This is a genomic window from Sphingobacterium sp. MAE (assembly GCF_056711605.1).
Genome location: NZ_CM160044.1, coordinates 4968048 through 4993433 on the forward strand (window position 1 = coordinate 4968048; position 25386 = coordinate 4993433).

Annotated in this window: 23 protein-coding genes; 5 read left to right on the forward strand and 18 right to left on the reverse strand. The window is 39.6% G+C overall.

From position 1 onward, the window contains the following. Positions 1 to 32: 32 nt before the first annotated feature. From AC06G9_RS21140 to AC06G9_RS21210, 15 genes are all read right to left on the reverse strand, one after another. A complete protein-coding gene (locus AC06G9_RS21140) occupies positions 33 to 1481 on the reverse strand; it encodes a lipopolysaccharide biosynthesis protein (protein WP_480957155.1) in 1449 nt (482 codons plus the stop codon). Positions 1482 to 1485: 4 nt separating this feature from the next. Further along, positions 1486 to 2424 carry a glycosyltransferase family 2 protein gene (locus tag AC06G9_RS21145; protein ID WP_434439119.1) on the reverse strand — a complete coding sequence of 313 codons (939 nt, stop codon included), beginning with the start codon at positions 2422 to 2424 and terminating at the stop codon, positions 1486 to 1488. After that, the gene (locus tag AC06G9_RS21150; protein WP_480957156.1) at positions 2417 to 3031 is read right to left on the reverse strand and encodes an acyltransferase; all 615 of its coding nucleotides are present in this window, start codon (positions 3029 to 3031) and stop codon (positions 2417 to 2419) included. Before AC06G9_RS21150 ends, AC06G9_RS21145 begins: the two co-directional genes overlap by 8 nt. A gap of 39 nt (positions 3032 to 3070) precedes the next feature. After that, positions 3071 to 4267 carry a glycosyltransferase family 2 protein gene (locus tag AC06G9_RS21155; protein WP_434439122.1) on the reverse strand — a complete coding sequence of 399 codons (1197 nt, stop codon included), beginning with the start codon at positions 4265 to 4267 and terminating at the stop codon, positions 3071 to 3073. Further along, positions 4264 to 5181, reverse strand: a complete 918-nt coding sequence (locus AC06G9_RS21160) for a glycosyltransferase family 2 protein (protein WP_293926501.1) — start codon at positions 5179 to 5181, stop codon at positions 4264 to 4266. Before AC06G9_RS21160 ends, AC06G9_RS21155 begins: the two co-directional genes overlap by 4 nt. Beyond that, complete coding sequence (locus AC06G9_RS21165; protein ID WP_480957157.1) at positions 5162 to 6385, reverse strand: O-antigen ligase family protein; 1224 nt, start codon at positions 6383 to 6385, stop codon at positions 5162 to 5164. Before AC06G9_RS21165 ends, AC06G9_RS21160 begins: the two co-directional genes overlap by 20 nt. Positions 6386 to 6618: 233 nt before the next feature. Beyond that, positions 6619 to 8781, reverse strand: a complete 2163-nt coding sequence (locus AC06G9_RS21170) for a GumC domain-containing protein (RefSeq protein WP_293926506.1) — start codon at positions 8779 to 8781, stop codon at positions 6619 to 6621. A 2-nt stretch (positions 8782 to 8783) separates the two neighbouring features. Then, a complete protein-coding gene (locus tag AC06G9_RS21175; protein ID WP_293926509.1) occupies positions 8784 to 9506 on the reverse strand; it encodes a TolC family protein in 723 nt (240 codons plus the stop codon). 223 nt (positions 9507 to 9729) lie between these two features. Beyond that, positions 9730 to 10920 carry a sugar transferase gene (locus tag AC06G9_RS21180; RefSeq protein ID WP_293926511.1) on the reverse strand — a complete coding sequence of 397 codons (1191 nt, stop codon included), beginning with the start codon at positions 10918 to 10920 and terminating at the stop codon, positions 9730 to 9732. Beyond that, positions 10920 to 11285 (reverse strand): response regulator, encoded by a 366-nt coding sequence (locus AC06G9_RS21185; protein ID WP_293926514.1) that lies wholly within the window; start codon positions 11283 to 11285, stop codon positions 10920 to 10922. The genes AC06G9_RS21180 and AC06G9_RS21185 overlap by 1 nt, the downstream gene beginning before the upstream one ends. A 141-nt stretch (positions 11286 to 11426) precedes the next feature. Continuing rightward, positions 11427 to 13679, reverse strand: a complete 2253-nt coding sequence (locus AC06G9_RS21190) for an LruC domain-containing protein (protein ID WP_480957158.1) — start codon at positions 13677 to 13679, stop codon at positions 11427 to 11429. Positions 13680 to 14136: 457 nt separating this feature from the next. Beyond that, on the reverse strand, positions 14137 to 15525 hold the full coding sequence (locus AC06G9_RS21195; protein ID WP_480957159.1) for a hypothetical protein: 1389 nt from the start codon (positions 15523 to 15525) through the stop codon (positions 14137 to 14139). 425 nt (positions 15526 to 15950) lie between these two features. After that, positions 15951 to 16949, reverse strand: coding sequence for a mannose-1-phosphate guanylyltransferase (locus AC06G9_RS21200; RefSeq protein ID WP_480957160.1), 999 nt, complete (start codon positions 16947 to 16949; stop codon positions 15951 to 15953). Positions 16950 to 17065: 116 nt separating this feature from the next. Continuing rightward, entirely contained in the window at positions 17066 to 17494 is a 429-nt protein-coding gene (locus tag AC06G9_RS21205; RefSeq protein ID WP_094772745.1) for an adenylyltransferase/cytidyltransferase family protein, read from the reverse strand. A gap of 79 nt (positions 17495 to 17573) precedes the next feature. Further along, entirely contained in the window at positions 17574 to 18020 is a 447-nt protein-coding gene (locus AC06G9_RS21210) for an adenylyltransferase/cytidyltransferase family protein (RefSeq protein ID WP_021188618.1), read from the reverse strand. A 287-nt stretch (positions 18021 to 18307) separates the two neighbouring features. Between AC06G9_RS21210 and AC06G9_RS21215 the strand changes: the two genes are divergently transcribed. From AC06G9_RS21215 to AC06G9_RS21235, 5 genes are all read left to right on the forward strand, one after another. Then, positions 18308 to 19216 (forward strand): DUF5106 domain-containing protein, encoded by a 909-nt coding sequence (locus AC06G9_RS21215; RefSeq protein WP_480957161.1) that lies wholly within the window; start codon positions 18308 to 18310, stop codon positions 19214 to 19216. A gap of 10 nt (positions 19217 to 19226) precedes the next feature. Next, positions 19227 to 19685, forward strand: a complete 459-nt coding sequence (locus AC06G9_RS21220; RefSeq protein WP_248755214.1) for a S24/S26 family peptidase — start codon at positions 19227 to 19229, stop codon at positions 19683 to 19685. Positions 19686 to 19768: 83 nt separating this feature from the next. Further along, positions 19769 to 20038, forward strand: coding sequence for a PqqD family protein (locus AC06G9_RS21225; RefSeq protein ID WP_248755213.1), 270 nt, complete (start codon positions 19769 to 19771; stop codon positions 20036 to 20038). 24 nt (positions 20039 to 20062) lie between these two features. After that, complete coding sequence (locus AC06G9_RS21230; RefSeq protein WP_480958201.1) at positions 20063 to 21691, forward strand: ABC transporter ATP-binding protein; 1629 nt, start codon at positions 20063 to 20065, stop codon at positions 21689 to 21691. Positions 21692 to 21701: 10 nt separating this feature from the next. Next, positions 21702 to 22619 (forward strand): hypothetical protein, encoded by a 918-nt coding sequence (locus tag AC06G9_RS21235; RefSeq protein ID WP_480957162.1) that lies wholly within the window; start codon positions 21702 to 21704, stop codon positions 22617 to 22619. A 167-nt stretch (positions 22620 to 22786) separates the two neighbouring features. On the opposite strand, the gene AC06G9_RS21240 is transcribed toward AC06G9_RS21235, so the two are convergent. The 3 genes from AC06G9_RS21240 to AC06G9_RS21250 form a co-directional block, all read right to left on the reverse strand. Continuing rightward, entirely contained in the window at positions 22787 to 23893 is a 1107-nt protein-coding gene (locus AC06G9_RS21240) for a S41 family peptidase (protein WP_480957163.1), read from the reverse strand. After that, positions 23826 to 24293, reverse strand: a complete 468-nt coding sequence (locus AC06G9_RS21245; protein WP_480957164.1) for a hypothetical protein — start codon at positions 24291 to 24293, stop codon at positions 23826 to 23828. Before AC06G9_RS21245 ends, AC06G9_RS21240 begins: the two co-directional genes overlap by 68 nt. 408 nt (positions 24294 to 24701) lie before the next feature. After that, on the reverse strand, positions 24702 to 25190 hold the full coding sequence (locus AC06G9_RS21250; protein WP_293926544.1) for a hypothetical protein: 489 nt from the start codon (positions 25188 to 25190) through the stop codon (positions 24702 to 24704). Between the last annotated feature and the right edge of the window lie 196 nt (positions 25191 to 25386).

Consider the following 25386-nt stretch of genomic DNA (forward strand, 5'->3'; position numbering starts at 1 on the left):
CGATACGATCCATATATCTTAAAAATACTTGCTTATTTTTTATTATTTTTTTTTAAATACAGTTCTACATAAGATCGATAGCCTCCGAACCAGACCATGCCGATAAAAAAAAGTAGGGAAACCATACTCTTAATCGCTAATGCGTACCAGACGATATCTGAAATAAAAACTAGGGTACATATATAAAGTACTAAACTTAAAAATAAACTTGCAATAACCGGTTTGATGAGTGGCATAAAAAAATATAAAATGCTTCTCTTAAAAATATGCATATACATCAACAGATAAGTAAAAATAAAATTCATGCTGATGGTCACCGTCAAACATTGGGCGACGGCAAGAATGGATCTGAAATAAAATATACCGATCAATATGCCGGATACATTTAAAACGGCGGAAAAGAGTCCGGAGAAAAACATGCTTTTGGTATCGCCTGTTGTTTGAAAAATAGAACCGGAGGATGACAAGATCAACTGAATACCAACGGTGAGGCTCAATATTTTAAAAACCGGAATGGCTTGATCCCACTGTGGACCGAAGAATAAAAATATCAGATCTCCTGCGGAAAAATATAGAAATGCGGTAAGGGGAAATCCGATGAGTGCCAAGAGCTTGACCAGTTCTTCACTGGCGGAAACCAGCTGGGATGGGTGGCCTTTTTTTTGACTAAGTATGGGGTGAATAACAGGTGTGATGACCTGCGTAATATTTTGCAGGGGAAGCGACATCAGTTGATAAGCTTTGTCATAATAACCCAACAAGCCCACCCCCAAATGTCGGCCAATCAACAGCGTATCTGAGTTTTTACCAAAATAATTAACAATATTAAACAGAAACTGAAAACTTGAGTACCTTAATACGGGCCTGATGGCATCTAAAGAGATCTTAAAGCGAAAGGGCAAGGGAAAGTGTATGCACGATACTATAAATATAAGGATGCTATGCAGAATGGGATTGATCAATAAGGCATAGATACCAGCTCCATATAGTGCTGCAGTAATGGAAATGACCCCAAGGATGACCTGAATAAGAAAACTCCTGATCGCAATGAATTTAAACATCCGCTCTCGGTAGAACATCGCATTGGGGACCACTGAACTTGCGGTAAAAAATAAACCGATCGCCAAGAGCCTGATGACATTTTTAAGTAAAGGCTGCTGGTAATAATGGGCAATCCATGGGGAAGTAAAAATTAAGGCAGATGCAATGATAAGCCCCAAATAACAGGATAAAGAAAATAGTTGCCCCAAGTCTTTACGATCTAAATCTTTATACTGGATGACCGCTGGAAAAAGACCAATATCTGCTATTAAATTTAAAAACGCGATAATGACCATAGCAATAGCGATGACCCCAAACTGATCTGGTGATAAAAGTCGTGCAAGGATAGCGGTGACGACAAGCGAGATCACTAAATTGGAGTATTTAGCTACAGCCGTAAAAAAAACTCCGGATAGCACTTGTTGTTGGGTACTTTTCATAGACCTATTTATATTTCTTAAACAATAAAACCATAAAGGTCTTCCACTTGACGTAAGGTCTCCAGTCTCGTAAACAAACTATAAAAATACGAAGCCTATCTTTTAAAGGCATAAGGTAGGCCTTCCACACGGCAGCGTCAATCATGCCCCTCACATAAAGATCCACAAGAGGTTGAATCGCTTTATTTTTTTTAGCATATTGCAATAACTGATGTCCGACAACCCAATAACTTTGCATATTCTTCATGGCATATGGAGCCGTCATGATGGAATCCATACGAACACGACGTAAAAAAAATGCTGTGGGAATATAGACCACTTGATTGGCTTTGAGAAACAACAACGATGTGAATAATTGATCTTCGTGAACGATACCCTTTTGAAAGGTTAGATTAATCTGATTTAAAAAATCGCGTTGTATAAATAACAGACATACGGATGAAAAAAACTCTCCATTGTGAAGCAGATGATCAAAGGCTGCCTTTCCAGACATAACCCTGTGGGGTGTAAAGTGCTTGCGTTGATAATTAAAGTTACTGAGTAACGCTGGATTTTCGAGATCACTGTCAAAAACATCGGCATCAAAAAACACGAAATCTAATTCTTGTTTTTCACAAATGGCGTAGCATGAACTTAATGTAGTAGGTATGATCAGATCATCGCTATCCATAAAATAGATATAGCTGCCGGATGCGTGCATCATACCTGTATTGCGTGCGGCAGATAATCCTTGGTTTTCTTGTGAAAAGATCTTGACACGGGTATCATTGCGAGACCAATCTTGCAAAATAGGTAAGCTATTGTCTGTGGATCCGTCATTGATGAGCAGCAATTCAAAATCTGGAAATGTTTGTGCCATGACACTCTGGATGGCCAGATCAACATAAGCCTCTGTATTATAGACGGGCATGATCACACTGATTGCAGGACGGCTCTTATCCATTTTTAATCCATTTATGCTGTACGGGATCCCATTTTTTAACACACCTGGCTGGATTCCCTACGACTACGGTAAAGGGAGCAACATCTCTTGTCACGACTGATCCAGCGCCGACCACGCTATGCTCTCCAATATGGACACCGGGAAGGATGACGACATTTGCCCCGATCCAGACATTGCTGTCTATACATATTTGATTGACGGTGACGCCTTGATCTGATATTTTCAGATCAACCTGCTCGTAGCTGTGATTTAAACCGGAGATCAACACATGCTGCCCGATATGCACGTGATCACCAATGGTGACGGGACCAATAATGGTGTTGCCTACACCAATGCGCGAATGGCTACCAATCAAGAGATCGCCAACCGCATTGTTGAGTAAAGAAAAAGATTCGACCACGGAGTATGCTCCTATTTCGCATTTGCGAAACGGAACGAGATCTCGCCTCACGCTACAGTAGATAACGGAGCCCCTACCCCTGCGCACGTATAAAAACTGGAATAAACGAATATACCATCGAGGACGTGTTCTGACGGGATGCATAAGCAGACTGTGAACGATTTTTTTAAGACGTGGTGATTCTTTGATTTTATCTTTTAAGGCCATAATAATAAGGGTATTCTTTTTATTACTTAATGGATACAACTATAGGTCTTTATGGTCATGGTCCACTGAATCGCCATGCTTGGTATGGATAAATGTCGATCTGCCAGAGCGGAAATGCATAATACTACTCAACATCGCGAAAAACATACGTGGTATGCTGAACACGGCTATGAGTAAGGATTTGGAATACAGTCGTGCCGGTATTGCTAAAGCTAATCCTGCCATGTACAAGATAATTAAAAAAAACCATTTTAAAGAAGAGACTGCAACAATAAAAAGCGATCCGATAAAGATCAACGGAAGGAGTCCGAGCATCATGATGCGAGGGGGCATAGACCATTGGAAAATCTTATCTACCAAAGCCCAGTTATGCGTCTGGATCGCATTTCTAAATTGCGCTGAAGCAACTTTGAAGATATCAACTTGGGACGCAATCCAACGTCTGCGCTGCTGCGAAAAGTCATTACTGTTTTGAATTTTCTCATCAAGTACCATCACACTTTCTAAATAGGCAGTATCGATCCGATCCAAGAGTAAGTAATATTCTAAAAACTTATCTTCTCCCATGGATTCGATGTGGCGAATACGATCGTTGAACCAAGTAAAATCAAATGCCATACCCGAACCGATCAATGCTGCTGGTAAGCCCAGACGCGTATGCCCTAATCGAAAAATAGAATTGTTGATTTCTTCACTGACACCATCCAAAACAGCTGCGTTCGTTCCCTTATTCTTAGCCGTACGATGTGTCTGTACCGCTTTAGCTCCAGCGACAAAAGCATTATTGAGCTGATCGAGAAAATCAGGATAAACAATATTGTCTGCATCCATCACGACTACGGCGTCAAAATGTTGGGGATCCAGTCGGTCCATCGCCGCATGAAGAGCGGAAGCTTTGGAGCGTTTTAGTCCTTGCGGATGGACGATAAAGACTCCCAGTTGCCCTAGCATGTGGTCCGTAGTAGGCTTCATCTGATCTGAAATCACCACAATCTGATAACGGTCATCTGGATAGTGCTGCTTTTTGAAGTGAAGTACGCTTTCTATGATCACACGATCTTCTTTATAGGCAGGAAATAAGATCGCAAAGCGCAATTTTTTGTCCGTACCGGGGTAAATATGCCTGTTGGGTATACGCGATGCGTATGCAAATACGAAAACATATAGTACCCATAAACTAAAAATGATGAAAAACAAAAAATCAATATACCAAAAAAGCGCAAGCATCATGTTCATATATCACGGTTTAAGCCTAAGATCCAACGATACGCTGAGCTTAGTCCACGTACCATTGCCCAACAGTGCTGTAATTTACATTTGAACAAATATATACAGATATTACTAGGAAAAGCGATAAAAGTTAAATAACATAAAGCGAGTAGTCTCACGACCTGCCGGCGCTGCCGATAGGCAAAAATGATTCTATTGCGCGTGAGATAAAATATTTTAAATGGACTCTCGATACCCGTGGACGCACTCTCGAGATGATAAATAAAGGCTTGGGGAAAATAATACAGTTCAAAGTGCTTGGTTATCGTACAGGACCAATCCAATTCTTCGTAATACAAAAAATAACATTCGGGCAGGACACCGACCTGATCGATCACAATTTTGGGAACAAACATGGCTGCGCCATGGAAATAAGGAATCTGACGGATTTGATCATATTGACCTTGATCCAGCTCTCGATAACCCAGCTGCTGATTTCTTAATGTGATAGCGCTTAATGGGCTGCTACCGGCAAATTGAATTAAATTTTCGGGTACTGCGTACATGATCTTTGGTGAAAGACCTCCAACTTGAGGGTGGGCTGAACAGAAGTTGATCATGGATTCGATCTGACTTCCGGCATCTTCGGGCAGTAATGTATCGTTGTTGATAAAATATAAATAGTCACCGCTGGCCTGCTCTATAGCACGATTATTGCCACCTGCAAAACCCAAATTTTCTATCAGATAGGCTCCTTTGATGCGTGGGTATCTTGCTTGCAGTACCGCAAACTCATTGTCTTGAGATCCATTGTCCATGACGATGACTTCAAAGTCAAAAATAAAGTCCTTCTCAAAAATGGTTTGCAACAGATGATCGGTATGCACAATCCCATTATAATTAACGGTTATAAAAGAAACTTTATGTGACTTGGACTTCATTTTGTTTATTTTTATCTAAATAAGGGCACAACATGGCGATGGCCATCAATATATAAATTGTTTCTCCGGTTGGAAATTGGTGCAAGACTTCATTGCCGTAACCCGCCACCATCATACCCGCAATACCAGCTCCACAGGCACTACAAATACCTCGAATCATGGGATCCTTTAATTTGAACCAAACAAAGTAAAAGCACGATACCAGACAACAGATCCAAATAAAGATATAAAGCACAAGACCGATCACTCCAGATTCGACCCAAATAAAAACAAAGGAGGTATCGGTGGGCAGACCATGCAAGAGGTCACCTTCGCCTGCATTTTTGGCCGATCCAAGTCCTAAACCAATGGGATAGTTTCCCATAAATGATTTCATCCGTTGCTGGTTTTCCTTACGCAAATTGAAAGAGGCATCTTGTTTGAATTGGAACGCTGTACGCATACGTCTGATATCTGCATTGCTATTACCAATGCTTGTTAAAGATAGAAAACCGAAAACGGCTATGAATAAAATTGATCCAACCACAATCAAACGCCACTGTTTGAGCAATATAATATAAAAAGCATAGCCAGCAACAGGTATGGCCATGGCCGATCGGGTCCCGGATATCATCATACCGTAAAGGGCAAAAATAGCAACAATAAGGTAAAAATATCGAATACCCTTATTCGTTTCATACAAAAATAAAATCGAGAAAACAACCATCGCCATGCCCATATGGCAACCAAAGTTTGCTGCATCGGTAAAAAAAGAAAAATAACGAATCCCGCTGTAGATCACATGCGTATGGGCTCCAAGTGTATAAAGCCATATTTTTTCATTGACGTCCATACCGATATACTTTTGCCCTACGGCTTTGAGCGCAGCAAGTAAGGTTAATATAGCCCAAAAAACAAGAAACATCTTTAACTTCTTAGCATCCTTAAAGATGTAATAAACTAAGAACTGAAAAAGAATGATATAGATACCGGTAGCACGTATCGTCCCTAACCAATTACCAAAGGTACCAATGGGGTTGAATACCTCTACAAAACAATAGGCAGTCCAACATAAAGAAATAAAGAAGAATGCCGGTAATTTGAATTTTGCGTTATAATTTTGATAAAGGTGATGGAGTGCTAAAACAATGAAATTGAATAAAATCGCTAAATCTACCACAAGACTTGGTGGCATAGGAATACGCACGTAGCGCAATACCCCCATGATGAAAAAACATACGGTAAATAGAAAAAGAAAACTAATAAACGGCTTTTTGACACAAACGATTAGAAAACAAAAAATAAACGGTATCAGTGCAAAACCTACAAGAGGCAAGAGCCCACCAGAGACCGCTAGAAAAAGCGAGTAGAAGACAGCTCGCGAGAGCAATGATCTTCAATACTAGCTTTTCAAAAAAAATACCTTTTAATACCTCCTTGTCAAACATATCTAACCCCTTACGCTTTAGAAGCCGTAATACCAAGTTGCGAAAATTTGTACTCTAATTTTCTCAAGAAACTATACGGTGGCAGTAGTCCTGTAAAGGTCTCAATGGCAAACCGATCTGCATTGACAAGACAAATGACTACAGGTACATCCCCGCTTCTTTCTACAAGATCCTGAAATAGCTCCTCATCTTCTTCTTTCCAAGTCGACTCTGCACTAAGCATCACGACATTGACGGTAGCTTGCGTAAGATACGAAGTGGGTATAGGGACATTGAAGAGGTTGGTGTGCCCTACTAACGTATAATCATTGCCCGCTTGTTTCATCTGCTCTAATAGTGCATACTCGATCAGAAAAGCTCTTGATCGGGCATTAAAATCTTCTCCCTCTTGCAAGATGTCGACACGAAGTCCAATACTTTTCCATTCCTCCAATACATGGTGCATCACCTCTCGGGTTGCTACTGTGGAATCAAACTTTAATATATTAATAAAATTGCTGTCGTTATCTAGCCTATGGTAGACAAATAACTGATTGGCGAGCGCTTGCGAAGCAATTTTAATAATCTGATCTTGATAACGTCCACTTTTTTTCTTAGGAAATGCACCAACAACTTGCCCCTTGGTGATACGATCTGTCCTCGTCTTGTCGCGCAAGGTTCTATCCAACAATTCCAGCAGTAATAAACAGCCCAACAAAAACACCAAAGTACCGAAATATGAACCTGCTACCAGCATCTTACGTTTTGTTGGTTTGGAATTTAATGGATAGGTCGCAGGATTGATGACCTTAAGTGTTGCGGAACTCATCTCAATGCTCTTGAGTCGTAAACGTGCTGCATTGAGACCTCCTAAAACAGATAAATAACTTTGCTCTGTAAAATTGATACCGCGTTCTTGTCTTTTGAGCAACGATCCTATTGGAGAAAAATGAGAATACATTTTATCCAGTTCTGTTTTAAAATCATTGACAACCAAGATATCAGCTTGTGCTTGCTGTAATTTTAGCAATTCATCCACCCATTGTGTGACGTAATTGGCATTTGGGTAGCCATTTTTGGTGAATTTTTGTGCCGAATAATCCTCGATAAAATCGCGAAAGTTTTTTTCCTTACTTTTTAGTGATGAACGTAGATCATTTAAAGTGGATGCTGAAGAAGCATTTTTGACCACTCCCAACGAGTCTGGCTTATAAGATTCAATTTGAGAAATAGAATAATTCAAATCAGATATATCCCTAAGTTTTGATAAAAATTGCGCATTATTTTTAATACTTTTAATATTGGCATCAATTCCTGATTCTAATTGAACTATACTTGCCTGCGCTTTATTTCGTGCTGACAAAGCATCCTGTTTTCTGATTTCATAATCTTTGTCTAGAATGGTCACCGCCTCGGTTTGTTTGTCATAATGGATAATACGATTATCGACATTGAATTTGGTCAGGGAATCTTCTTTCAGGAATAAATCTTTTCCAATACGGGCAAGCTCAGACTCAAAATATTTAATCACGTTATTGGTATTGCCAAACTGAAGATTTCGATACTCATCGGCAAAGACCTCACTCAATATACTGAGAGTCTGGAAGGTAATACCAGGATCGTTATTTTCATAGGTAACGTGTAGAATGTCACTGTTTTCAACTTGCTTAACATCAATTTTACTTAACGCTCCATAACTAAAATAGGGATGGTTCCAATTAAATAATCCGTACACAAAGTTCTTGGCATCGATTTTTTCGTACTTCTTAAGATTTTCTACCGTACGTTCTTCTGAGGTTTTATCAATAAGTTTGCGGACAGCTTCGGGTGTAATATTAAGTAATTCACGATAATGCTCACTGGAAATAAAGGTATTATCTTTAGTCAAATCTCCATTTATCATCGTTCTAGCAAAAAGCTTTAACGATACGACGCGCATCGTTTCTTTAGAACCAATCGTATTGATTACATTCAACAACGAATTTTTAAGGACATTCCAATCTTGTTTACCATCTTGAGAAAGATCATTGCCATTGGTAGAGATGATACCGGTATAAATGGTCATGTCCGACTCATAATATCGATTCATCTTTCTAGTCGAATAGATCACGATACACGTCACTAAAATGGGTAATAAGATTAACCACCATTTAAATCTGTATAAAGATTTAATAATATAAATTATAATACCCATTGTTATTTACTTATAATTTTTGTTCTACTTAAGATCTCTAAATGTAATAGTTCGGACATAATGGTACTTTCGGTCAACTTAAAGGCTTCAAAAGCTTCAACTTCCATTTTCTTTGCCGCATTGAGATCTGAGATCGCTGCGTGTCCATTGGCAAAATCGGATTCGACGATTTTCAACTGCGCTTCGGTCAGCGTCAGATTTTCAGTTTTTTTCTTTAATAACGATACGGCATTCAGAACTTTCACATAAGAATCAATAATGCGCATTTTTTGTTCATCTAACCACTTTTCCATTTCCAGTTCAGTAGATTTACGCTGCATTTTTTGTCTTTTAACGCGATTAGAACGATCAAATATATCATCTATAGGCACTGCGACTACGGCATTAACAAAAAATGAATTCTGTGTCGCACCCGAATATTGATAAAATAATGGCGTATACTGATCAGTAAACATGGAGTTTACACCGATATTACCATATTGCCATGTTCCCCCAACTTTAAAATATTTTAACCAGCTTCTTTTCTCTGATTTGAGAAGATTGTCTTGCTCCATCATTTTGGATTCAAACATTTCTACACTCGGACTTTTCTTGGCATTTTCAAATAGATCTTCCAGAGGTGGCAATACAAGTTGCGCATAATCGATCTCCTGTGCCGTTTTAATCACACTTTGCGCATAACTCGCATGGCTGAAAAATGCGATAAAGAAAAATAATGTGATCATTTTTTTTATTCCTAAATAACTATTTAGGAAAGTGTTAAAATAGATATATGTGTTCATTCGATAATTTTTCATCAACTCGTAATTCTCATCTTAATCAAAGTATGTCTTGCAATTACATAAATATAGCACATTTCACACACAAATAAGTTTTATATGAGCGATCGCGGTGGAAAATTTAAGGTTAAATAATAATAGTCAAGTTGAATACTTTTTTTGTATATAGCTATACATCTGCTTTTTGTATAAAAGCAGAAAACGTTTTAAACAATATCTTAATATCCATCCATACGGAATAGTTTTTGGCATAATCAATATCGAGCTTAATACGTTCATGATCGGACATGCTTCCATTGTCGCCTCTTTTCTCTACTTGCCACAATCCGGTAATCCCTGCGGGCGCCATAAAACGCTCGACACTGTCATCGGTAGTCAACATTTCGGCTTCATATAATGGAAGTGGTCGATTTCCGACGATAGACATATCACCAAACAGGGTATTGAACAATTGCGGTAACTCATCAATACTATATTTTCTCAGGATACGGCCCACCTTGGTGACTCGTGGATCTTTCTCGAGTTTAAAGAAAGCTGCTTTCTTTTGCTTACTAGTCATATCTGTACCTTTGACCACGATGTCGTCATCGATCAATACATCCCGTAGCTCATCCATCGTAAACTGGGGAATATCGGCATTGGCAAAGGATTGAGCATTGCTGGTCTCCACTGTTTCTTGTTTGGCATATTGGTTATGCATCATATACTCTTTGAGCCGTTTGTCAGCGTCCGCATACATGGACCTAAATTTATAGAAATCAAACATATAATATCCAGCTCCTATCCTTTTGGAACGATATACCGCTGGTCCTTTGCTTTCGATAATAATAGCCAAATAAGCGGTGATCAACAAAGGTGATAACATCAGAATTAATAATGATGAAACGACGATATCAAACACTCGCTTGCCTATCGGAATACGAAGTTTAGGAAATAAAGATGCTGGTGTCTTAAATTGTTCGGTCTGTGATCTCGCTTCTAGGTATAAACGGATATACTTTTTTATCGATTCGAACACATTTTTGTTTGCATTGGAGTTGATGCTATTGGTCACTCCTGCTTCGAAATATGATTTCTTTTCGAGCAAAGAAAATCCTTTTCCGACCAAAAATAGCAGCTTTTCTCTATCATAAGAATTCAATTTGGTCAATTGTCTTAAATCCGTCATTAAGCTCGGACTTTGCTCATAAAAGATAACCGATAGAAAATGACCTATATTTTCTTGAAAATATTTATACAAGGTCTCGAAATCATCGAAATACTTCAATTCTACCCCAAAAGTTTCTTGCAATTGAGATTGAAAGTGTTCGAAATTTTCTCGACTACGGCCATAATAAATATAATCACTATATTTCGGCATTATTTTAAGGCTTTTTTTATGCGTAATTTTAGTTCAAGCGGATTAAATGGTTTTAAAATAAAATCCTCAGCCCCTGCTTCGAGTAGGCTGATCCTTGTATTGGTATTATCTTCGCCTGAAAGTATGATTACAGGAATATCCTTCAAAAATTCATTTTGCTTGATCATCACCAACAATTCGTATCCATTCATTCCGGGCATGGTGTAATCAGAAAGGATCAAATCAACTCTATTACCCTCCTTAAGCCAATTATAAGCATCCATCGCACTTGCAAAATAATGAAAATCATAATCCGCATTTAAATATAAGGTGATCAGTTGCCCTATGGCTGGCTTATCATCAATTACGAGTATTTTTTTCTTCATTTAGGGCTTATACGAAAAGTGAATTGTTAAAGAAATACGATATGATGTATCTCTATTTTTTTTATTGTTAAAATAACTGATGTACTCCTGTAGAAGCAGAAGTACATCAGTTACGAGTGTTAAACTAGGCGGTAAAAGCTATCATTTATTTAGATACCAGTCTGTATTTTGTGTACCACCACTTAATGCCCAGGGCTTAAATGTTGAATAAACACCGACAATATTTTTTCCTTCGCTTGGATATTTAAAGGATCCAGGAACACATAATGCCCAAGGATATCCATCCGTGGATTTGAATGGGTCACCTACAGCGAGTTGATGAACCTTGTCCGTTTGGTAACTAACAAGTGTAGTATTCATTTTATCGGTGGCCTTATAATTGACCATATGTACTTCATTTCTGCTATTTGTTTTATATCCATTTGTAATGATAAATGAATTCAGGTTCAATTGCGTAAATGCATCTATTGGCGTATTGAACTCTACCGTTATCACAACGTCTATGGGTTGAAATCCTCCATTTTGCGTAGAAATAAATTTAGTATCAGAAATTCCGAATGCTTTGTGTGCATCATCACAAATTGGCAATACGGCATATTTTTGGCCGGACTCAACTTTATTGGAAGCTAGTGGTAAGTTGGTCCCAATTAAATCTTCTTTAGAATAAGTAACAGATTTCACATTATTGGCCAAAACACCATCCAATTGAATCGCCGCAGCAAGACGTCTTGTCGCTCCCACAGAGCGTAATTTGCTTGTCAGTTTTACTTTAGTCACTTTATTAGCTGAATTCTGAGTTTTGGTAATGGTAACATCCATAACAAAATCATTCATATCATAATCTCCAAATGATGGCCAGTTGTCCTCAAAAGCGTACGAATATGTACCTAAGTTGACTTCGGTCACTGTTTGGTCGTTTGGATTACCTCCTGGCGCATTATTCCCTCCCGCATTACAAGATGTACCTGCAATCACAACGGTAGACTTGTTATAAGGAACTAACTTCGCTGGACTGTTCAAGACATAAAATGTATTCCACTCTCCATTTGGAGTATGATCCGAACAAGCAATTTCTAAATTACCTGAATAGGTAATAGCCATATACTGGTTATTGACATCTACTTTCTTCAAACGGGCTAATGCCTGTCCAGACGCTGGTCCTTGCATCGTACTCGCCTGGCTATTGAATTTGGCCAATGTAGTAACGGCTAAGATAGAAGAAGAAGCTAAATTAAATTTAGTACCTCCTGCATCCAATTTATCCAAGCTTAACAACGCTCCTGACGAGATCGAAATCGTCGCACCATTTGTTGTCAACGACTGAATCGTGGTATGACAAACAGCTTCTAATGTCGCATTTGTTAAGGTCGCATTTTTGACAGTAAGTGTACCTTCATTGCGAATCACTGTGCCATTGGTCGTACTACTTAAGTTTTGAATAGTGGCTACACCATAGTTGGTAAAGCTACCGTTGGTAATATCTGCTTTATCAGCATCTAAAGTACCGTAGTTTACGTAGGACGTATTGTTTTTGGTCTCCATCTTCGATAGATTTGCGGAACCATAATTGACAAAACCGCCATTGGTATTTTGCGTCACATTGATCAATTCGAGCGATCCTCCATCCGTAATATAAAGACCATTGTTACTACCTAAATTGAATTCAAAGCTTGAATTTTTCCATTTACCTTGCACATAGATCTTTACATTGCTTGTGCCATTGTTGGCGTCAATTTTACCGGTAAAGGTGACTCCAGATTTGATCACGTACGATTTATTGTCAGCAACCGATATTGTTCCGTTTCCGCTGATTTCAATAGCATCATTGGGAACGACAACAGCAGGTCCGGCAAAAGTACTTACTGAAGAGGAATTCGTATTTGAAATCGTTGTACGAACTGCAGATCGAGCTACACTCGCTTTATTGGAATTTAGACTTGAAGTTGTCGAGCCAGGTGTTACATTGATACTGCTTTTAGCGGCATCAACTGCGATCATCGTAACAGAAGCAATACCTAAAGGCGACGTTTCTCTTAGATAAAGATACTTGGCCATTGTTGGCAACATGAGCTGACCGACAAAATCTTGCCCTTTTTTCGCTTGTCCTGCAGCCAATAAATTTGCTCCTGTTCCAAGTAAGGGATCGTTATCGAAAATTTCTACGCGATAAAAATACTGACCATCGAACTTGTCATCGATAGCTACACGGATATCCATAGACTTCGCCGAATTCCAGGTGAAGCCTGAGGGAACATTGCCCCCATCTGGAAATAACGTGGATGGTGAAGTATCAGTTTCAGTATACAAGTCCTTTACTTTAGAACAACTTGACGCCATAACCGAAACAGTAACCAAACTAACTAAAAAGAGATGAAATCTTTTTCCTTTATACATAACATAATAGATTAATATAAACAGTTTGGATAAATAATAAACCCGCTCTTTATGTCTTAAGTAAGTAATTGATTATAATATTAAAACTGTTTATGACAAAGTTATAATTTATTTCATTCACAACGATAAAAAATAGAAGGATTAGTATAATATTTTACAAAAGTTGTAGCGCTACAACTACAATCAATCGGCTACATAAATGGCTTGACTTCAATTCATAAAATGATGATGCTCCATCACTCGTCAGCACCACTCCTAACTGTGGAATCACATGATACATATGAAATGAATTTAGTGCTATTGAAGAAAACATGAGGTGCTATAAAGTCCATCGTGCATAGCTTGCTCAAGCCTTATTTTTGGCCAAGGATGATTGCCTAAATAAACACCTAGACTCGGGATACTCAAGTTTAAACCCAGTGCCCTGCAATCGAGATCTGCACTTTGGCGTTTTTATTTAGGGCAACATTTTTAGCAATTCTTGTTTCTGCTCATTATTTTTCAAAGCACCAATATGATAGTACGCATCAGCAAGACTACTTTTCGATTTTTTGGAGAGGTACTTTTTGACATAATGGTCGGCGTGCGTAAAGAGATGCTGCCGCGCATCCAAATTAATGCTGATACCATCACCAAAATCGCCATAGGATAATCCAGTTACGGAAGCATTGGAAGTCACGGATTTGATCATCTTCATTTTTAAACCTGGGATATTTAATGTCAAGGCTGTATAATAAAAATACGGTTGGTTCGGAAATTTCACCTTTATTTTTACCTCATCTCCCTGCCTGCTCACATTTATAGCACAATGTTGTCTGTAATAATGATATTCATAATACTCTTCTTGTGAGGGGAACCAGATGTTATCTTGACCATCTTTGCCATACGTATTGTTTAACCACAAGAGAAATTCGGCCCATTCGCGATCGGTCTCATGTACGCCCAGATGCACAGCAGGACGATCTTTTGGCGCCATCGATTGTGCACGAAGAACAAGATCTTTTGCTTGTGCAGGATCGTTGATAAAAACACGTGCTAGGGTTGTTTTGTTAAGATCGGGAGCTACCTGATAGGGGATCAATATGGATGCTCCTGACTGTGCGGTCATGGTCTGAATATCTGGAAACTGCATCGCAGCAGCTAGATATGTCTTATTGCCATTGGGTTCTGCAAGAAATTTCACTCTCCGCCCTGCTAGGGCTTGTTGCGTGATCTGCTGTGCAATACCAAAGTGTTTTACTAAAGAATCGACATCATTTACAGCCAATGTCTTGACATCATGAATGGCAATGGCATTGCCTGTATTTAACAGCTCGCGAACATTGTTCCAGCGCAGACCGGATTTCATATAGAAACGGTAATAATTCTGTGTAAAACCCGGCCTTACAGAAGTAGGCTCATTCATAAAATCCCATTCTGGAGCCAGTGTCGTTGTAAAATGAAACCGGACTTCATTTCCAAAACCATCTGTGTTTCCCAATGTTTTGCCTAATGTATAGGCATTGGGTGGTAAATCATCGGCCTCCAGATTTTCGATATCATAATAGTATTTTCTTTTGGGATCGGAGATATCGATCGGTTTTCCATGGATAGCAGCCCAAGTCATGCTAAAGGCAGATTGCTTACAGTCATCCTGTGTTAACAAGAATAGTAAACTCTTGTTGTACTTTAATGCGGGTATGGAGGCGATTAAATCTGCTCCTATCTGTGCATCTGGTGCTAAATTCAGGCTGATCTCGGCTTCTATCCCTTGGGCCTCTTTGCCAAATGGGTAAAGGTAACCAACGGGGTTAACTTCATGATCTTTTGAAGGCCTGGTTTCACCCTGATATAAATCTTTCTTCATACATGAGCACAAGGAAATAAATACCACTAGCAATAAGATAGTCGCATGGTGTATTTTGTAATGCATGTGCAAATGTAGGATTATCCCTCGAAATTTTTTTAATCCAGTGTTTATTTTTATTTAAAATATGAAGATATGCCAGATGCCCTACTGAAAATCGTGATCATTTCAGCGATAGGGATTTGCTGCAACTGGCTCTATTAAAGCAGAAAAAGTAATAAGAAAAGATGACATACCCAGTTGAACATTAGTGAATTAATGCGTAGGCATGGCGAAGAGCAAAGCGCTTAAAAAAGAAAAGGAATTGGATCTTAGGTCTACTCAAGTTCCAATTCCTTTTCTTTTGATATATTATGCTGCATGTGCAGCGCTTATTTTTTAGTATTGATCTGTTAGTAAGCAGCAAATAACAACGCGGTATGCTATTAATCGATCAGTTTGGACTGATGCCGCTCGAGGGTATTGTATATCTTTTTGACGTCTTGTGAACTTTCTTTCTGTAATACCAAAAAGGCATCTTTTGTATAGACAAAAATGGTATTTCGGAGACCGACAAATGCACTATAGACATCTGTTCCGATCACCATGTTACCATTTTCGTCGGTAGGATGTCCAGTTTCCTTCAAGTAGTCATACATCGACTCAAATGAACCGAGATCTGACCAGGTAAAGTCTGTCGCTACAACACGGATCTTTTTAGAGCGTTCCATCACAGCATAATCAATACTGATGGAAGGAATCTCTTTTGATAGTGCTTCGTCGAGAATACCATCTTTTTGATGTTGCCATGCGGCTAATGCCGTCGCGTAGACACGAGGTTCAAATTGCTGCAGCTCATGCAAAAGCGTATCTGCACGAAAGCAGAACATACCGGAGTTCCATAAAAAGTTACCTCTCTCGATAAAATCTTCAGCTGTTTCTTTATTTGGTTTTTCACGAAACGATAATACTTGGTCTCCTTTGTATTCGATATACCCATAACCCGTCTCCGGTTTGGTCGCTTGAATACCAAAGGTGACAATATAGCCTTGATTGGCTTTTTCAATACCTTCTTGGATTGCTGCTGTATAGCCTTGGTCACCTACGATAACGTGATCCGAGGGTGTCACGACCAAGATATCGTCGGGTTGGGCCGCAAACGCAGCAAATGCAATCGCCGCTGCCGTATTTCTAGGCGTAGACTCCACAATATCGATATACTCCACACCGTTGCTTTCCATCACCTCACGACTTAATTGATTGTTATCTTTATTGCCCACAACAATCACCTGATTGCAGAGTCCCTGATTACGGTTGACAGTCATCTCAAACAACGATCCCTCTTTAAATAGGGAAAGATATTGTTTGGGGTAGCTTTTCCGAGATAAAGGCCATAAACGGCTCCCCACTCCACCCGATAAAATCACATGTACGATATTGCTCATTCTGTTTTTTATAAATCTTTTTTTTTACTTAATACCCGTGTAAATCCGTTACTTGGTCACTTCGTTACTTGATCACTTGATCACTTGGTTACTTCATCACTCCGTCACTCGGTTACTTACTGACTAACTTTCTTTGCTTCTTTTGCTGCAACTTCTTTGCGCAAGCCTGTGCTTGAAAAACGATGTGTACGTTTATTATAGTAAATCTCAATACCCTCTTCAACGCAATATTTCTTTCCAGTAAAATCCATATCACGATATTCTTCTCCAATGATACGTACTTGAATGGGCAATGCTTTGATGATATCAATTAAATCCTGTTCGGTCTCGTATGGAACAATTTCATCCACATAACGACATCCCTCCAATTGGATATAACGTTCAACGACTGTCTGTGTCGGTGTTGATTTTTCTGGTGACACTTCTGAAGGATCGGTATTGAGCCCAACGATCAGATAATCGCAATTGCGACGCGCCTCTTCCAGCATCATAATGTGGCCAGCATGCAATAAATCAAATACACCAAATGTAATTCCTATTTTCATGTAAACGTCTTCTATTCTTTTAATTTAATAACTAACTTGGTCACTCCGTTACTTTTTAACTTGGTCACTCCGTTACTTTCTATCCTTTTTCAACTTCATGTTCGGCGACGATACGACGTAATCCGGAACTGGAGAAACGATGATCGCGGCTATTAAAATAGAGCTCGATACCTGATTCTTCACAGTATTGACGTCCGGTAAAGTCACGTTCGCGGTATTCGTCACCAACGATACGGACATCGATCTTAAAGGAGCGCAAGACATCTTGTAGATCTTGTTCAGTGGCATAAGGCACGATCTGATCAACATATTTACAGCCTTTGAGTTGAATATAGCGCTCCACAACAGTTTGTGTTGGTTTGTTTTTCTCTGGTCTATCCAATGTAGGATCAGTCTGCAATCCGCAGATTAAATAATCACACTGACGCTTAGCATCTTCGAGCATCTTAATATGACCGGCATGAAGCAGATCAAATGCACTGAAAGTGATGCCAATACGCATTTCTTTAGCAGGTATTGTAATCATATTTAAAACAAAAATAAATTAATTAAGCTCCTTTTTTAGCTATCTCAAAGATAGCTATTATTTATAAAACAAAAGCTGTGATGAAAAGTTCTCATCAAACTAATTATTGAATTGAAGCATGTGGATGGACCTCCCTGGCTTTCTTTGACGATGCTTCAAATTAAATCAATGAGTAGCGGTATGTCCTGCTGAAAAATTTACATGCAACAATTATTTTTAACTTCACCTCAATGATATTGTATATCAAGTTCAATTTATTTAAGTTTGTTGTCATAATCTCAATTATAATGAAATGTTCACCTTTTAAACTTTGGTTATTCTTTGGCGCGACAACTTGGTTATTGATATCGTGCAACCAGCGCAACAAATCGACTAAACAAGATATGGCTACAACCGATACCACCGCATCGGTATATACTGCCGCAGATCTTGAAGCACTCCATTATTGGGACCAGGTGGATATGCAGGATACGGCAAAAATAAAAGATCCAAGCATGGGTGAACAGAAATTGGCGGATTTTCTCAACGCATTGAACGGCACTTCGGACTCAACTGCTGATCATGCTATTGCCAACATGCTGGATAGGGCAAAAGTAAATAAAACTAGTTTCGATTATTATATCAAATTATATGAACATTATTTGTACGATGGAAACTCCCCTATGCGCAATGATGTACGCTATGAATCGGTGCTCCGATACCTGATCAAGTCAGATCAATTGACGGATCTGGAAAAAGAGGCTTATCGTCCTATTTATAAATTGGTACAGCGTAATAAAATGGGGAAAGTCGCGGAGGATTTCAGCTTTGAACGTTATGACGGTCATATTCAGAAATTATCCGATGTGAATGCCAAATATATATTGCTCATATTTTACGACACGGAATGTGCCCACTGTAAACAAATAATCGCTTTACTTCAAGATACGCCTGAGGTGACGGATCTATTTGAGAAGAAGCAAATCCAGATTGTCACGATCGAACCTTGGGGTGATCGTGACAGGTGGATCAATTACCAACCTCATCTGGCGAAAAATTGGATTAACGGATTTGATAACAACAGCACAATTCAGCGTCAACGACTTTACGACACGAAGGCCTCACCGACGATCTATCTGTTAGATGGTATGAAAAGAGTGCTCTTAAAAGATGTCGAACTGCAACTTGCCCTACAAATCATGACCCAACTTCCTTAACTTAAGCACAATGAACAAGACACAATCGCGGATGGTCAATAATGATCTTTACTTTGAAGAAGTGCAGCGACTACTGAAGGAAGGTAAGGAGGTTTGTATCCGTGTGAAGGGAAACAGCATGATGCCTTTTATCAAAAATGGCGATCGAGTCATCGTGGTAGCTCATCTTGGCACTGTTTTACCATTGGGATCTCCTATTTTAGCTCAATATGAGGGGAAATTTGTTTTTCACCGATATGTGGGAAAAAAAAATGGGAAATTTGTTCTTGCTGGAGATGGCAATCTGGTCTTGAAAGAATATGTATCTGCTCCGCATATCTTGGCGATTGCGACTTTACACTACCCTAATAACAGTGATACCACGCGAAATATCAACAGCCGCTGGCCTCGATTAAGAGGAATGATATGGTATCACTTGCGCATGGTAAGACGCCTATTTGCCAGCTTAAAACGAAGGATTTTAAGCTGATTTTCTATACTGAATATGAATGATTAACTTTGATTATACTTATTTTTTAAACCTAATAGTAATTATTTTTTAAACCTTACAGCATGAAATTAAGAGCAGATTTAGTATTAAGAACAATTGGTCCGGATCACATGATTGTGGATCCAGGTCAGGATATGGTTGACCTCTCTACTGTATATACCCTTAATGATTCGGCAGCATGGCTTTGGGAACAATTACAGGGAACCGCATTTTCTCAAGCGACAGTGGTCGATCTTCTTTGTGAAGAATATGATGTGACTGCCGAACAAGCACATAAAGATGCTCAGATCCTTATCCAGGATTTCGAACAGCAGGGATTATTGGAGAAATAAAGACCACAAGAGTCCGCTATTTTGATGACGCATAACAACCTGAAACATCATATCCGCTGGGCCTGGTCCATCAGCAAGGGATACCGATCTAAACTCCTCCTCTATTTTGTATTGGAGTTGCTTGCTATTGCGCTCTCGCTGCTATTTGTGTACCTCTCCAAAAAAGCGGTGGATATGGCGATCTCTCCGACAGATATTCCGCTCAGATGGACCTTGATCGGGATTGTGGCAACTGTAGGTGTTGGCCTTGGTATACGTGCTTATACGGGCTGGCTCAATGAACGCATTAAAATGATGCTCACGTTCGAACTGCAGCGCAATATGCTGGATGCACAAATGCTATCGGTATGGAGACTCATCAAAAACTGGCATACTGGTGATATACAGGTCCGTATTCAAACGGACTGTGAGGAAGTGGCCAATATGATAGCGAAGACTTTGCTTTCATTTATACTCACAGCTATACAGCTGCTGGCATCGATGGTTTTTCTGTGGTACATGGATCCGATGTTGGCGCTGATGATATTGGCACTGTCGCCGCTCTTCCTTTTTTCAAAAATCTATTTTCAGAAAATGCGCAAGCTCAGTCAGGAAGTTAAGGGTGAAGAAAGTAATTTTTCCAATATCCTGCAAGAAAACCTGCGGTTTCGCTTGCTGATCCGCGCAATGGGCATATTCCCAAAGAGAAGAAAAAAACTGACCGACAGCCAACGGGACCTCTTTGGACTTAAAATGAAACAGCTCAACTTTTCGACTTATACACAGAGTGTCATGAAAGTCAGCATCAATGCGGGCTATCTACTGACCTTTATCTGGGGAATCTACCGACTGCAGAGTGGGCAGATCTCCTTTGGTACCATGACTGCTTTTCTTCAATTGGTCGCCCGGATCCAGACACCGATCTTAGCGCTCATCACCTTTATCCCTGGTTTCGTGCGATTCCGGGTTGCGGCAGATCGGCTATTGGAACTGAAGTCTGGGGAAATTGAACCTCAGATGGATCAGCAACGCCTGCGGGGTATAGCTGCTCTAGAAATCCAGAATTTGTCTTTTCGATATGAGGATAAATGGGTCTTGGATCACCTTAATCTATCTTTACGTGCTGGCGAACCCGTTGCTGTCGTAGGACCTAGCGGAAAAGGAAAAACCACCCTGATCCGCTTGCTGCTAGCGCTGATCAAAGCGGAAAAGGGGCAGATCTTATTAACAGATCGAGCGGGTACGCGACCGCTCTCTGCTGCTCACCGCATCAATTTTGCCTATATACCACAAGGCAACTCCCTCTTTAGTGGCACTATTCGGGAAAACCTGATGCTGCATGTGCAAAAGGCTGAACATATCGATATCCAAAAGGCATTGTGGGTGGCCTGTGCCGAATTTGTGATGGAACTGCCTGAGGGGATCGATACGGTCGTGGGCGAGTCTGGAATGGGCCTATCGGAAGGACAAGCACAGCGCATTGCTATTGCACGTGCGCTCATGCACGACGGGGATATCTGGTTATTTGATGAAGTAACCTCTGCATTAGATCGTAAAACAGCCGATACGCTGATCCATAGGCTGCTGGACTATGGGGAAAATAAATTATGCCTTTTTGTAACACATGACTTAACCTTGGCCAATATATGCAAACAACGCCTATACTTGGACTAAAGAACACGCTATGACTTTGACAACATCAACTGAAACTATAAAAAAACAATATAAAATAGCAGATCTGACCCTGCAGATCAATTATACAACGGATCTGGATCTGGAGAAGCTCTTGCCGACATTCCGAGATTTTGAGTGGTACAAGCAGGGAGATAAGGCCGCAATCCAAGTTAATTTGAGTACAGATAAAGCTCCGGAGGTCGCAGATCTGGGGGTTCTTCGCAGTGACTTGTCCATTTCCTGGGGCGACCGCTTCTGTTTTTATGAACAGGAAAAAGGCTATATCACCACCATCGTAAATGAACAGGGGGATGGCATGTGGTATCTCTATAGCGACCGCGATTTTGCACAATCGACTATTTATATTCCTCAAAGTAGCGCGTACGAGCAAAGTACGGTGATCTGCTGGATGTTAATGATGCTATTTGGTCAGGCTGCTCTATTGCATGAGGTCATCATGATCCATGGGTCGGTTATTAATCTAAATGGGCAGGGTATTGTTTTCTTGGGGAAGAGCGGAACAGGCAAAAGTACCCATAGTCGCCTTTGGCTATCGCATATCCCGGAAACCTCGTTGCTCAACGATGATAATCCTTCGATACGGATCAAGGAGGATGGTGTCTTGATCTACGGAACACCTTGGAGCGGTAAGACTCCCTGTTATAAAAATGAAAGTATTGTATTAAAAGCTTTTGTACGACTGCAGCAGGCTCCTGAAAATAAATTCGACCTAATGCCAGGCATTAAGGGTTTCATTGCGGTATTGCCCAGCTGTACAGCAATCCGATGGAACAAAGATCTTTTTGCCGAAATGAATACAACGCTCGAAAAAGTAATAAGCAAAGTACAAGTGGGTTTTCTAAAATGCTTACCGGATCAGGCTGCAGCTGAGCTGTGTCACGAACGTATTTTTGGTAGCGCTGTCTAGTAAAGAAGTGTTGCCCTCAACAATAAAGCAAAGACAAAAGCTCCTAGCTTTTTTGATCTTTTATTCTGGAGGCTAGCCCAGACTTTGCCTACTGCTCGCTCAATTTCTAATGGTGAACAGCGTACAGAAAATCACGATGGCAAAGGATCTGCTAGAGGAATACGTTCTTATTGACTCTTCAATAGCCCTCTTTCGGGGATTCGATTGATCTGTTGCTGATCCTGCAACATGCGAGGTGCAATTTGATTGGTCGATTTTCGAGCATTAGCCTTTTTTTTACTGCCTGGTACAGCATCTTCCAAAGCAGTCTCTAACATGGTTTCTTGCGTATCTCCGGATTCTAAAAAGATATAATCGGTGACATCTGTTCTGTCTGCCAGAAGACCGTCCCAATAATCTGAAAAGCCAGCGGCATTTTTCAACTGAAAAGAGGCTGGCCAAAAAGATACCTTATTTTCAATAATTTGCTCAAAGAAACCAACTGGTTTGCCGTAGGTATGTGTACCTGTAGCGATAATCTGGACATCAAGATAAGGCTTCAGTACATTAATAAGCATTTCTGCTGCTGAGGCAGTTGTCTCACTCACTAAAAAATAAACTTTACGCAGGTTCAGATTACTTGTCTTTCTATAATAGGTATCGCTAAACATGCCGTTCGTTCCCTTATGTGTTTTGTCCATATAGGCATTGCAAATATAGGTCAACATCAGCTCGCCTGCTGCAACCGATCCGCCGATTTTATTGGCCACATATACGGCTGCATCGACATATCCGCCAGTATTATAGCGTAAATCGATAATCAGATCCTCAATATGTTTGTTTTCAAAACCCTGAAATGCAGCATCAATTTTTTGCTGATTGTCATTATTATTTTCTATTTCTTCAAAAGAAGATAGGGCAAGATAACCGACATTCTTAGTTGAGTATTGGTACACAGTGTCGCGATAAAGTGGATCAATAATATAAGAAGTATAGGCGAGCTTTTGACTGTAGGTGGATTGATCCTGACGCAACAATTCAAGTTGAAGCCCACCGCCCTCCAATGCATTTAATACCCGAGTTCTCATCTGGTTAAGCGCGTTTTGATCAACGGGTTTACATCCTGAAGCATCACAGGTAACTGCAACAGCAAAGTCATTATCTCCATTAATGGAGGTAATCATATCTGAACGTTTTAAACCCGCTTTATCTGCAGGTGATCCCCCTTCAACAAAATAAATAACAGGTCTGGCGACTTTGGAGTCGGCCAGTACCCATAGAAATATACAAACCATAGCCGCTATTTCTATCCATTCTCAATCGCGACTGTGTTCCGGTATGATAATTATTGAGCCCATCGAGAAAGGAAAAACGATCGAGAAAACCACCATAACTAGCATAATTGGGATAAGCAGGGGTCAAACTCTTCAGTCCGAGCAAAATAGCATCGGCAGACGTATATTGATCTGTAAATTCAAAAGTATTATCATATTGGGGAATATACTGATCTGCCCATAACGAGTATAGCTTATAGTAGTAGTAGATACTGTCCCGAATCATTTGATCGCTCGTACGTACTACGGGCTCTGGTTCGGGCTCTGGCTGTGGATTATTCTTTTTACAGCTAATAAAAAAAAGTGCAACCAGGGAAAAAAATAATCCTTTCTCTAAAATTTGCATTGAAAATAATTTCATATTTAAATCTATAAGATATACAAACTTATATAAATAGAAGCTTATATGCAACAAGCGTATGTCGCAAATTTGATCCTCAATATGACACCTGATTGCAATCTAGGGTTGATATTGATCGCAAAATGCATAAAATAGAACTTAATAGGTGATGACCTGTCTATGTGACGATTGTTTCTAAAAGAAATAAGCGTGGTAGATAATTTCCTGCAAGATCTAGTTAAAAGCAAATGGAAATAGAAGTAATCTAGCATAAAAAATGCCCTGACGAATCAGGGCATGAAGAATAAAACTTGGGTAGATGGTGAATAAGCCTTATCCTAACTAGGAATATAACATAAAACAATACAAGCTAATCACCCATGCAGTAAACTGCTAAAACATTCCGAGCGAATCGTTGGCCACCGCGATTTATCCTCTAACCTGCTCACTTTGCTCTATAAATTGTGAAACAGGAATCTGAATACTAAAAGGAATACGACCTGCTGACTCGGAAGTGATATAACCTACGACGGTAGCATGACGCTGGTTCATCAAATCAGATGGGCGCGATTGTCCTCGAATGCGAAAACGAATTGAAGCTTCGTAAGCTTGATTTGATTCTGCGGGAAATGTAATCATGATCAACTGATCTAAACTCACATGGATAACAGCATGATCCAGCTTTACTTCTTTGATCACAATATGACGTGTATCTAGACTTATTCTTTTCACTAAAAATAAAAGCGCACCATTCTTTGATTTGCCCGATGGGGAGCTATCACTTTCTAGAGGATAAAATCGATATTGCAATGTCAATGAAGCACGATCTAAAAATTGTCGGGATAGGTTGAATCTCTTCCAAAAATAAAAACCAGCAAAAAGAATCAAAACAGCAATAGAAACAAAGATGTAAAACATATTAATTTAAAATAAAAAATACAGATATTTAATTCCTTAGAAGATGATCAAACTTCTAAAAACTCGAAGGCAAATATAATTTTTACGTAATCGAGTACCAATTTTACAAAGGGGACAAAAGGGGGACAAAAAAAGAGACAACGTGGCAAATAGCTGGTTTAACAGTATAAAAACGAATGATCAAAAGCTTTATAAA